Origin of the sequence: Streptomyces sp. H27-H1, assembly GCF_026627445.1 — a bacterium.
Taxonomy (GTDB): domain Bacteria; phylum Actinomycetota; class Actinomycetes; order Streptomycetales; family Streptomycetaceae; genus Streptomyces.
Genome location: NZ_JAPNLJ010000076.1, coordinates 1 through 11869, shown reverse-complemented (window position 1 = coordinate 11869; position 11869 = coordinate 1). Strand labels below are relative to the sequence as shown.

Sequence of the window (11869 nt, the reverse complement as noted above, 5' to 3'; positions counted from 1 at the left end):
CCTCCGCGCAGGCTCGAGCAGCGGCCGCGATCTTCTCACCGGCCGGCAGCCCCGCCCCTGCTGCATCCATCGCCGTAGCACCGCCCGACATCATTTGGGTGGGGCAGAGAGACCCTCGCGTTCTCGCGTGCGGACGGGCGTCACAGCCGAACTCCCCCCAAGCGCAAGGTCGGTGAAGCCTGCCCCCTCCTCATAACTGAAACGGCCTACGCCGGATCCAGAAAAGACTCTGCCGATCCGATAGGTCCGTACTGCCTCGATTCCCCCCGTAACTCCTGGAGCACAGTATTACTGCTAGCCATGGGGTTGGTCTCGTGTTGCCTTCTGCTGAGACGGAACCTTTCTCTGACCAGGATGAATCCCTGAGATGCACGGATTCGTACACCTCTCGCACTCGCCTCTGCCGGCGTCCTGAGGCCACACTGTCCCCGGCTGGGCACGACGAGGCCTTGGCACGGCGCGGTCGCGTACGGGTTCCTTGGCGAGTCGTTTCGTCGAGCGCGTATCCGGATGTCGCGTTATCGGTGTACGTGAAGACGGCCGCGTTGGGTTGGCGGCCGGAGGGGTGTACGGCAGGAGTTGCGGTTCTCGCCGGCTATTTGCGTATGAGTCCTTCCACGGTGGAGCGCGGTCTCCGTGCTCTGTCGCGGCCCGATCCGTCCGACGGCGTAGTGGAGCTGCAATCTCGTCGGCGCACGAAACCTGGCGGTCTGGGCACGACTGCGGAGCGGCGTGTCCGCCCTCTGCCACGTCAGGAGTCCTTCGTGTGGGTGCCGGTGGTTGCTGCAGAATTGTTGGAGCCACGGCAGCTGCGGGCGTGGGCGGCGTTGGCGTACGCGGAGGCCCGGGGTATGCATGTGTCCGAGGCGCAGTTGGGTGAGGTGCTGGTCCATCACTCGGGGAAGCGGGCGGGGCAGGCGATCGGTGCCGGCGCGGCATCTGCGGTCGTGGACTCGTTGGAGGCCCAAAATTGGCTGCGGGTTCACCGCCGTGAAGGTCGCCAAGGTCGGCATGTCTACGAGGTGCTGGACCGTCCCGCACTCTCCGAGACCGTTGTCGAGTCGCACCGCAACCAGGAGAGATCTGGTGAACACGGGCCTCGGTGTTTCGGTGTTGGTGACGGTTCGGGTTCCCGGGCTGGTGATGGATCCCTCGCGACTGAGGAAGACCTGCAGACTGACGGACTCGTTCACGAGGGTAGTTTGATCTCACCCGCCGTAGGCGAGGCTGACGTAGTAGCGCGCGAGGTTCCTGTGGAAAACCCGCAGCCGAACCGAGCACCGGTGCGAGGCAGCGGTGGTCTCGCGCTGCGCGCGGATGAGAATTCACTCCCCGCACCTGATCTCAATGCCGGCCAGCGGGTGGCTTATACAGGCCCAGACCTGACCTTCAGCCCGCGGCTGGCTTGGGTGATCGAGCCGGTGGCTTGGCTCGTCCAGCAAGTCCCGCCATTCGTTCAACGCTCCTTCGCCCGTCAGCTTGGGACTCAGCTTGCCGACGGTATGGAGCCCGAACGCCTTCGAGCCCGGCTCCAGTCCCGGTTCGCGAAGTTTTCACCGGATGCGATGCGCAGCATCGAGGGCTGGCTGTTGAAGGTTGCTGCCGTGCGGTGGGGGTGCCACGATCCCCAATGCGAGGAGGGCGTGCGTTGGCACTCGGGTGAGCAGTGCACCGAGTGCCTGGCTGTTCGTATCGAGCGGCGGGCGGTGCGTGATCGGCAGCGGCTCTTGGAGGCGGGGCTGTGTGCGCACTGCCGATGCGTCCTGGGGGAGGACGGCCGGTGCTGGGCGTGTCGGCCTGGTCCAGCGGCCCGGCGGACGTGGATGGGCAGGTCGATGTCCGCGGAGCCCGCCGACCGTGGCAGGGAAGTCATGGACGGGTTGCCCGTCCGGTGCTCGGATTGCGGTTCGTGGACCGCAGGCTGCGCGGATGGCGGGAGATGTCGGCGCTGCGCGGTTCAGTTCGCACTCGGCGAGGCGGATGTTGCGGCGATGGATGCAGCAGGGGCGGGGCTGCCGGCCGGTGAGAAGATCGCGGCCGCTGCTCGAGCCTGCGCGGAGGTTCGGCGACGGGTAGTAGCAGCCCGTGAGGCGGCTGTTGAGGCAGGTCTCGACCAGCGAAGTCAGGATATCTGTGCGGTAAGGGCAGCTGAGGAAGCAGCGAGCTCTTGGACGACTCACCAGCCGGTGAGTGTGGCATGTGAACCGTTCCGGGTTCGATCGAGACTCTAGATCTTGACTGTGACCTGGGGTTTCGTGGTTTTGTGGTAGTAGTTGGTCTCGTATTCGGCGGGCGGGGTGTGCCCTATTTCACCGTGTAGCCGTCGGTGGCAGTACCAGTCGACCCACTCGGCGGTGGCCAGCTCCACGTGGGATCTTCCAGGGCCGCTGCGGCTTGATCAACTCGGTCTTGTAGAGCCCGATCGTGGACTCCATCAGGGCGTTGACGCTCCTATAGCTGTCAACTGACCGTACGGGGTGTCTTTGGAGCGGGTCGGAGCAGGCGATAGACCTCGCGGATGACGTAGCGTTTGAGACACCCCATGTCGTTTGAGGTCAAGCGGCATGGAGGTGGGCGTGGTGCGACCATGCGGTCGCTTCGTCGTAGAGGGTGCGGGTCTTGAGGCAGCCGTGGAGGATGCCGACGAGGCGATTGCCGAGCTGTCGAAGGGCGGGGTTGTAGCCGACATCCCGTGCACGCTGTTTGTCGTAGTAACGGCGGGCGCCGGGCGAGTTGCGTAGGGCGGAGGGGCCTTGACCCCGGATTCTGAACACGTCTATGCGGCTTGGGCCAGGGTAGTTGCTGCTGCTTGGGCGTCGTTTTCGTAGGCGACGGGAGATCGCTGGCCGAGGCGGGAGTGCCGGCGGCGGGTGTTGTATCGGGTCAGCCAGCGGAAGGCGTCGAGCCTGGCCTCACGCTCGCTCGACCAGGCTTTGCGGCCTTTGAGAGTCTCTCTCTTGAAGGCGGCGTTGAAGCTTTCCGCGGCGGCGTTGTCCGCGCTGGATCCGATCGCGCCCATGCTCTGCCGGAGCCCTGCTGACCTGCAGAGTTCCGCGAAGGCCCTGCTCGAATATTGAGATCCGTGGTCGGTGTGCATGATCGCTCCGGTCAAGTTCCCACGGGTCCGCTCGGCCGCCGTCAGGGCGTCGGTGACGAGCTCGGTGCGCATGTGGTCGGCGATGGCCCAGCCGGCCAGCCGGCGGGAGGCGAGGTCGATGACGGTCGCGAGATAGAGCGGCTTCGAACCGCTGACCGGCAGATAGGTGATGTCGCCGACGTACTTCATGTTGACCTCGGCCGCAGTGAAGTCACGGCCGATCAGGTCCGGTGCCTTCGCCGCGGCCTGGTCCGCGACGGTTGTGCGGTGCCGGCGGCGCAGACGGACTCCCTCGATTCCGATGGTCCGCATGATCCTGGCGACGCGCTTGTGGTTGACGACCGGGCCGCCCTGATCGCGGAGTTCAGCGGTGATCCTGGGGGCACCGTAAGTGCCGTCGGAGTCCTGGTGGGCCTTGCGTATCCGGGCCGCGAGCCCGTCCTCGACGGTCTGCCGGGCCGCCCTTGTGGCCGCGGCGCGGCGCCAGTAGTAGAAGCTCGAGCGGGAAACGCCGAGGATGTCGCAGAGCCGCTTCACGCCGTGTCGGCGCTGGTGATCGTCAACGAACTGGTAGCGGTTCACCAGCGCGTCTCCGTCGCGAAATACCGGGCCGCCTTGCGGAGAATATCCCGTTCTTCCTCCAGCTCGCGGATCCTCTTCCGGGCCGCGGCCAGCTCCGCCTGAACGGCGTCACCGCCGGCTTGCGCGACAGTCGGCTGAGCCGAGGGGAGCCGGGGCGACGCCCGTCAGCGGCCCGGATCCAGTTCCGCAGCGTCTCGGTATTCACCCCGAGATCGGCGGCGACCGACTTGATCGTCGCTCCCGACCTCGAGCGGTACAACGCGACCGCATCCGCCTTGAACTCAGCGGGATAGTGCTTCATCCCCATGGGGACTCCGTTCTCCTGGACCATCAAGATCCAAGTCTCTCCGGTGTCCAAGATCCGGGGTCAAGGCCCTACGCCCACCTCATCCCGACCCTGGACAGCAGTTCTACCCGCTGCGGCGTCAGGGTGGCGGCCCGGCGGCGTTGGTTGTGCACCCACATCCCGAGCTTCAGCTCTACGTCCCGCTGCGCCTGGTCCTCGCTGCTGTCTCCTCCGAGGGTGATGGTCTCGACGTGTTTGCGCGGGATCGTGAGATGTCCCTCGCGCTCGAAGTACTGGGCGGCGGAGGCGTGGTGCATGGCCCACTTGTCGGCCTGGCCGGTGTGGGCCTTGGGCTTCTCGGCCTCGGTTGCGGGCTCGATGCCGAGGACCTGCGCGCACATCCACTGCTGCACCCCAGTGAGCTCGTCCCACCCGTGCCGGACCGTGGTGACCCACCGGCCGAGGTCTTCGCCCTGGCGCACGACCCCGCCCGCCACGGTGGGCAACGCCTGGCCGGTGTCCAGGTGGAGCCGGACGAGGTGGAAGCAGCGCTGCCACGTCACCGGCCACGCGGGGCACCACGAGGGGGCGATGTCCTCCAGCTGCTCGCGCCGCTTCCCCGTCATCGCCCCGGCCGATGACTCCACCGGCAGCCCCTCGGCACGCCGCTGCTCGATCTCCTGCGCCTTCCGCGCGGCGACCCGGGCGTTCTTCAGCCAGATCCCCACTGCTGAGCCTTGGAAGGCGGCGTCCAGCGGCGCCAGGAGGTGCCCGTGCGCGGCGGCCAGGCCCTCCTCCCAGGCGACGTCGAAGTGGGACCAGACCATCCCGAGCTTCTCCAGCTGGGCAACGCGTTCTTCGTCCATGTCGCCGCGGCTGTAGAAGCGGCGGGCATCGGCCGTCCACTGCCCGAGCGGGAACCCGGCGAGCGAGGCCGGCCACCCGGCCTTCTCCGCCTCCTCGGCGGCCGGCACACGGAACGTGAACGGCACGCGCAGGCCGCCATGCGCACGGGCGTAGATGACGGCGGCTTCCACCCCGCGGCGCCAGTGTTCGTGCTCCGGGTTGAGGACCCGCAGGTTGATGAACGCGGCGAGCGCTGCCGGGTCACGCGGCGTGGAGAACTTCAGCAGCGTCTTGGCAGGGCCGCTGACGCCTCCGGAGCGGCTCCCGGTCCCGTTGCCGTTTCGGCCGCTGCCGTCCTTGTTGACGGGTGTGTAGCGGCTGGGGGCCTGCTGTTCGGCGAGGGTTTCTACGATCCGGGCGTCGTGGGCTCGCAGTGCTTCGAGGAGCTTGGCGAGGCCGCCGTACACGCGGCTGGTGAGCATGTTGTCGGCCGTCTCGCCGAGTCCGAGCAGAATCGGCACGACGAGCGAGGCGACCTTCCCCTCGTCCGGCTGCATGCGGAGCGCCCGTCCCACGGCCTGGACGAGGTCGGGCATGGAGCCGCGTACGTCGGCCCAGTAGACGGAGTCACAGTTCTTGGTGTCGACGCCTTCTCCCAGGACCTTCACGGACCCGAGGCAGCCCTTCTCGACGACGGTGCCGTCGGTGGCGATGCCTTCGGCGAACTCGGTGAGGACGCGGCGGCGGTGGAGTGGCTTGTGTTCCCCGCAGAGCCAGTCCGCCCAGATCGTCTTCGGGTACAGCTCGGGGTCGCTGGAATGCAACTGGGCAGCGACGTCGGGGAGGCCAGCCGCGAACGCTTCGGCCTCCTTCACCACGTGGTGGAAGACCAGCGTCCTGCGGAAGCCCTCCTCCGCCGATGCTTTCACCAGCGCGGTCTGCAGGGCGGCGAGGCGTGCCTCGCGGACCTCATCCGACCGGCCCTGGACCCAAGAGCTGCGCGGCCTGGAGCGCGGTGTCGGTGACGTCGACGCAGACGACCTGGTAGGGGGCGCAGATGCCCCGGTCGATGGCCTCGGAGAGGGTCAGGGTGAAGCACCGGCTACCCAACGCGCCGGCGGGGTCGTCGTCCATGCTTGCGACGAGCTCGCCCGGCGGGCCGGCCTCGTTGTCGTCTCCGAGCTGCCACATCCGGGGCGTGGCCGTCATGTACAGCCGGCGCAGCGCCGGGATGCGGGTGTTGTCGTGGACGGATGCCCACGGTTTCCCGATCCGCCCTGACGTGCGGTGTGCTTCGTCGACGACGATCAAGTCCCAGGCCGCAAGGCCGGCGGTGTGCGCTTTCTCCAGGGTGCCGAGTCCGAGGGAGGCGTATGTGGCGTACACGGTGACCTTGTCCAGACCGCGGGTCCACTCCACGAGCTCGACCGGGTCGGTGGTGTTGGGGAAGGGCACTTCCTCGTCCCGCAGTGAGGACACCCCGATCGTCGGACCTCGGCGGCCGCCCTCGCGCCAGGCGGTCTCGGTCTTGGCGAGCAGGTCCAGCGAGGGCACGAGCACCAGCACACGGTCCGCGTGGAGTTCCTCCGCGCTGTGGACCGCCACCCGGGTCTTCCCGGACCCGGTCGCCATGATCACCTGAGTTCGGAGCCCCCGCTCCGGCACAAGCGATCGTTGAGGAAACGCGAGGGCGCGCAGGACGGCGTTGGCGGCCTCGCGTTGGTGGGGGCGGAGCTGTGTCGTCACGTCCTGGTCCTTGTCTCCAGCCGGAATCCGCGGTTGGGCCGCGGATTGCCCGCGCGGGGATGTGGCTACTGGGCGGCTTGAGCGTTGGCCGTTTGCGGCGGCGGTGCTCGCGTTGGGCCTGGGCGCGGGCGCACTCGCGGGTGCAGTACTTGACGCCGCTGGTGCGGTTGTGTCCGTACTCGGCGCGGCCGCGCTGGCGCACGAAGGGGCGCCGGCAGGTCTCGTTCGCGCACTCGCGGATGGTGGCGTCCTCGGCGAGGTGGTTGTACAGCTGGAGGAAGGCCACGGACAGGAGCGTGGGGTAGCGGTCGTCAAGGCTGCCGATGCCGATACTGAAACGCTTCAGGGCCGAGTTGAGGGTAATGATCAGGCCGCTGACCTTCAGACCGAGCAGCTCTTCACGCATCTGCTCCAGGTCGCGCGGCCAGACTTCCTCCTTGTGGCTGTTGCCCGCCTGCCAGAGGGCGAGTTCCTCCTCTGTGGCCTCAGCTTCGACGAGTGCGTCCAGGCCCCCTTCGTGGCGCAGTGCCATCCAGGTCGTGATGGCTTCCTGGGCCTGGCCCACGTGAACAGAGTGAAGCGGATCAAAAGGGACGGCTATGGCCGGGCCGGCTTCCACCTCCTACGTCGGCAGATCATACTTTCCGACTGAGCGTCGTGACGCCACGTCACTGCTCCACAAGAAGTGGATCAGAACCATCTCAACTGGCCACCGACAATGCCCTCGAGTGGGCGATGCGGCACCTTCCTCCGGGAGCGCAACGGGACTTGGAACGACCGATCACACACGCATCGATGAGGAATTTGAGCGCCGTACATTGCCCGAGCCCAACTGCCTTGACTGGGCGCTGATGGGCTGGTGGTGGACGAGAAACAGATTGCCGACCACCGTCACCAGCGTTTCGCCTGCCATACCCGCCACCCCTTTGCCTGCTGCCGAAGTACGACCACCGTACCGGGCCCTGGCCCCTGGCCGGCACGATGACCGGCATGACGGGCTGTGTGACATCCCGTGGGTTCTCCTGAGCCAGCCAGTAGGGTCGGGGACAGGCGTGGTGGCTTCGCTCCGTTTCCAGTCCCCGGCCCCATTGCGGCATCCGCTCAACTCCCCGAGTGCCTCGGCCGTTACACCCTCCCCGCCATCACTCGATCAGTGGCCGCACTGAACAAGCTCAGCGGCCCACTCGAAGAAGCTCAGTGGATCAGAACTCACGAAACTGAGACAATGTCACCCTCCCGACGGCGAATGCTCGGGACAGCGATCCCGCATTGATCTCTCGCGTCCATGACAGCGACCCCGCGCCCCAAACCCAGCCCCCGATCAGCATCAACACACCAGAACCCCCTGTCTCTCACACCACTGTCCCCAACCGATAGATCACACTCGGCGGCCATTCGTCGAACGCACATCCTATTCTTTCGTGGCCGAAAGCAGCTTCCCGTCACACGGGCTCCCTCTGAAGTCATGTCAGCATCCCTGTGTTCGCTAAAGACTGGTTCAGAGTGACTTGGAGGCAGAAAGTGAAGAAGCTGGCTGCGATCGCTGTTGCAGGAGCGATATCGGTTGCGGGATTGGCTGCGACGTCAGCACCCGCGATGGCACAACAGTCTTCCCCTAACAGCCTGGTGCAGCTGGTGCGCCATGAGACGCCGTCATACATGAGCGCCTACTACACGGTCCAGCAGGATGGGCAGTGGAAGTACACCCGGCACTGGGACCGGCAGAGTGGCGGGCTGCCAACCTCGCGGAAGTCTCAACGTCTCCACGAGCTAATTGCCGACCCCGGGCTGATTGCGGAGGGCAGTCAGCCCAAGCCGGTCTTTTGCCCCAGCAGCATGAAGCGGTACTCGCTGAGGACCGCCAGCATCAAGTTCTCGCACGCCTGTGGCAAGAGCAACCCTCGCACGCCGATGTTCAATGAGATCGTTGACCTCCTGGAGGGCCTGATTCCTGCGCAGAGCCAGGTTCAGGTCGCACCATACTAGGCAGGCGGTCCGCTCTCGGCTCCTGGGAAATTTGAAGACATGGAATGCTAAATAGTCTTCTGCGTCAGGAGTGCAGCTCCTCTGCCCCGTTCTAGCCGCTGTACGGCGCGCTGTGCGCCCCAGAACACGTCCCGGACCTCGGTCGGGGTGGCTCCTGGGAGACGCTCAGCGCGCCGTCTGTTGCCTTGGGTTCCGAGGGTTGGAAGTGGCGTTGCCTCACGTCTCGGTGCGGGGGCGTCGGTTGGGTGGCTTTGTATGGGACGCATGAGCTCGTCCTGTAGGCCCTGACACCTGGTGCGTGAGTACGGCGATGGACTGGGCACCAGGCGGGTTCTCGTGGTGGACGGCGGTGTCAGCGTCAGGTGTCAGGGGGCTTGGGGGGTCGATGTCCGGCGCAGGCGTGGTCGGCGGGGTGCCGTCCTGGTCCTGGAGCGGGGTGTGCGGGCGTGTGCGAATCGCGCACTTTCGGGTTAATCGGATTATCTGGGGTGGGGGGTGGGGTGTGATGGTGGTCCGGTTCCGTTCCGGCGCCGGGTTCCATATCCCCGTTTGAAGGAGTGTTTGGTGAAGCTCATGCGACGTGCCGCAGCAGGAATGACGGTCCTCCTGGCCGCGGCGGCCCTGTCCACGGGTACTGCCCACGCTGACAACGACACGTATGTGATCACGATGGTCTCCAGTACTGGTGACTCCAGTCCCGCGGTCCTGGGCGATCACATCACCCATCATGACGGCATGGCCTCCTACCGCGCCGTCACCGGCCGCTGACCCCACCACCAGGCCACCACCGTCAATTGGGGTTGACGCAGGCTGAGTGGGCTGCCGGGCCGGCTTGATCCAGGCCTCACGGCGGGCGGGTACTTACCCTCCACAGGTTGGTGGTCATGGTGCCGGACGGCACCATGACCATCGCGTACCGCATCAAGATGCTGAAACGCCAGATGTTCGGCCGCGCGTCCGGGCCTGCTGCGCAAAGGGGGCCTGTTCGCCTTGTGAACCTGGCGGTGGCGGCCGCTGGTGTCACGCGCGGCGTGAGATACCGGCGGCGGTCAGCAGGTTGCGGATTTCCGCCGCGCTCTGCTTCTGCCCCCGTGTCCTGCCCGGCGGGGGGCGGGGGCGCGTCCGCGGTTGTCCGTCCGGCTGCTCACGCCAGGTGTGTGCCAACGGTGCGGCCGGGGTGGGTGCGGCTGGTGCGGAGGGGCCGTCGGTGCGGCAGGCACTGAAAGATCGGCTGCACCGCCACAAGGGGCATGACCACCGGGCGTGTCGTTCATATCCGGGTCGCCGAGTCGCTTGGTGTCTTGCGGGAGTCCGTGAGGTGTTGAGTTAGGCGGCGTGAGATCGACAGGGGCGCGGCCCCGTGGAGGCCACGGGGCCGTGCCCCTCGTGTTGGTCCCGCCACACGGCTGGTTCCGTGATCGGCTGGCCTGTGTTGGCGTGCGTCACCGCGAGGTCGATGGCGATCGGGCGGGGGGCGTGGCCAGTGCCGCGTGGTGTCAAGGCGGTGGAGTAGACGGTGGTCAGCCCGGTGGCGTCGGCATGATCCGCCAGCAGCCGCGGCCGGGCGTGGGCTACCCCTGCGCCGTCAGCGGAGACATGGCGCTTGGGACGCGAACGGATTCCCTGCACGCAGAAAGTGCCTTCCGTCTGGACCGACAGACCCGTTGGGTTTATCGGTCCAGCTGGGAAGGTATTTTCGCGTTACCTTACAGAAACCGGCCCCACACCCAGTCAAACGCCGAAGTCAATGCCGTTCAAGAGCCCTTCGAATTGCGGCCTGTGGTTCTTTCCGCCGGAGCACTTACAGCCGCTGTCTTCGACCGAAGCTGCGCCGTACCACGACACGCCCGCAGACGCAGCGACCACCTGCTGCAGGGGCAGCGGCTGGTTGGACGGGGCGGTGGGAGGTGCCGGCAGTCTGTAGACGGCGCCGTCGCCACCGGCGATGAAGAGTTGGCCGCCGGAGACAGTGAGGCCGTAGAAGCCGATCCCGTCGGGAAGGGTGCCCACTACGGTGCGGGTGCCGTCGGGGTGAATGCGCACCAGCGTCTGGGCGGGCGTGCCGGCGCCGATGTCGATGGCCAGCAGGTCGCCGTCGCGCAGGGTGATGATGTCACCCGACAACGATCGGCCCGGGGCCAGGCTGACGGGCAGCGCTGTCGCGACGCCGGTGACCGGATTGATCTCGTAGAGCGTGTTCGACGTTCCGCTGCCGGCCAGCAGCATGCCGTTGGGCCGTAGTGACAGCCCGTTGAGGGACTCCGTGTCGGGTAGACCGGTGATGGTCACCACGCTCGTGGAGGCCCCGGTCGCCGGGTTGATGGTGTGCAGCCTGTTGGGGGTGGTGGGGGTACTCGTTTCGACGCCGTAGAGCTGGCTTCCGTCGGAGTTCGTGGCGATGTCGTAGAACGGGACCTCCACAGTGACCGTGCGCAGCAACGCGCCCGTTGGGGAGTACTGTCGAAGCTCGAACGGTTCAATTCCGCCGTCGTTGACCCAGTACGACGGTACGCATTTCGAGTCACCGCGGTCTGCCGTCGGACAGGACGGGTGCGGCCCGGCGGGGGCAGCGTTCGCGGTCATGCCCGACGACAGAGCTACCGTGATGGCTAGACCTGCCATAGCCCGAAGGCAGGATGAGACGCCCTGCCGACTAAATGTCCGCTTCATGGGTCGTGTTCCTCAGCATTCTCTTGTGGCGTGAACTGCCATTCCCGGTGTGAATCGGCCGAGATGCAAACGAAGGCTAACGGTGGACTATTGATTAGCAAGTACATCAGTGCGTCGGCTTTCTCCGTGTCTTGGACTGGCACCCGGATGGCCGTGGCTGCCGGGGCCACGACTGCACCGGGAGCCCGACGTTCTGACCGGGTAGAGCCATCGCGCTCGGGCCGGGTCTCAGTGTTGAGGGTCACTTAAGTTGCCGACGTGGACGGCGAGTTGGGGCATTGTGTGTGCCGACAGATTTGAGTGCATGTCGGTGCGGGTGGTGCGGTCGGCGATCCGCGGGACGGGTTCCCTGTTGGCGTAGGCGGTCAGGGTGGCCTGGGTCAGGTTCTGACGGGCTGTGTGCAGGGCTTCCTGGGCGTTGTGCAGGTTCCGGATTGCTGCTTCCAGGAATCGTTGTTCTTGATTGTTCATGCCCTCGCCCTGTCAGCCGCTGCCTCGAGCGGGGGTGGCGGCTGTTGTGTTGGGGGGGTGGTTTCATGCCGAGGGCCCTGCCGGTGGGGGGAAGCCGTGCAGGGCCCTGGGTGCCTCGGGGGAGGAAAGGTGAGGCGGGTGGTGAACGATCGTTGTGGGGTGGTGGTTGCGGGGGGAGGGTGTGT

General features: G+C 66.6%; 7 protein-coding genes and 3 pseudogenes. 3 read left to right on the top strand and 7 right to left on the bottom strand.

Annotated features, from left to right (window positions below):
* Positions 1-2227 precede the first annotated feature (2227 nt).
* The 5 genes and pseudogenes from OTB20_RS39345 to OTB20_RS42995 all read right to left on the bottom strand — a co-directional run.
* A pseudogene (locus OTB20_RS39345) lies at positions 2228-2444 on the bottom strand (integrase core domain-containing protein); the annotation flags it as partial.
* Positions 2445-2555: 111 nt separating this feature from the next.
* Positions 2556-2744 (bottom strand): annotated as a pseudogene (locus OTB20_RS39340) (IS110 family transposase); the annotation flags it as partial.
* Positions 2745-2776: 32 nt separating this feature from the next.
* Positions 2777-3986: pseudogene (locus OTB20_RS39335) on the bottom strand (IS3 family transposase).
* A gap of 68 nt (positions 3987-4054) precedes the next feature.
* A complete protein-coding gene (locus tag OTB20_RS39330; RefSeq protein WP_420716592.1) occupies positions 4055-5740 on the bottom strand; it encodes a Helicase associated domain protein in 1686 nt (561 codons plus the stop codon).
* A gap of 40 nt (positions 5741-5780) precedes the next feature.
* Positions 5781-6557 (bottom strand): DEAD/DEAH box helicase family protein, encoded by a 777-nt coding sequence (locus OTB20_RS42995; protein WP_420716591.1) that lies wholly within the window; start codon positions 6555-6557, stop codon positions 5781-5783.
* 169 nt (positions 6558-6726) lie between these two features.
* Here OTB20_RS42995 and OTB20_RS39325 point away from each other — a divergent pair, with 169 nt between their 5' ends.
* The 3 genes from OTB20_RS39325 to OTB20_RS39315 all read left to right on the top strand — a co-directional run bounded on the left by OTB20_RS39325 (position 6727) and on the right by OTB20_RS39315 (position 9311).
* Entirely contained in the window at positions 6727-7209 is a 483-nt protein-coding gene (locus OTB20_RS39325) for a hypothetical protein (protein WP_267824722.1), read from the top strand.
* 869 nt (positions 7210-8078) lie between these two features.
* Entirely contained in the window at positions 8079-8543 is a 465-nt protein-coding gene (locus tag OTB20_RS39320) for a hypothetical protein (RefSeq protein ID WP_267824721.1), read from the top strand.
* Between the two features lie 564 nt (positions 8544-9107).
* Entirely contained in the window at positions 9108-9311 is a 204-nt protein-coding gene (locus OTB20_RS39315; protein WP_267824720.1) for a hypothetical protein, read from the top strand.
* A 963-nt stretch (positions 9312-10274) separates the two neighbouring features.
* Here the strand turns inward: OTB20_RS39315 and OTB20_RS39310 are convergent.
* Positions 10275-11126 carry a DUF4394 domain-containing protein gene (locus OTB20_RS39310; protein WP_267824719.1) on the bottom strand — a complete coding sequence of 284 codons (852 nt, stop codon included), beginning with the start codon at positions 11124-11126 and terminating at the stop codon, positions 10275-10277.
* Positions 11127-11441: 315 nt separating this feature from the next.
* Positions 11442-11684, bottom strand: a complete 243-nt coding sequence (locus tag OTB20_RS39305) for a hypothetical protein (RefSeq protein ID WP_267824718.1) — start codon at positions 11682-11684, stop codon at positions 11442-11444.
* Positions 11685-11869 lie beyond the last annotated feature (185 nt).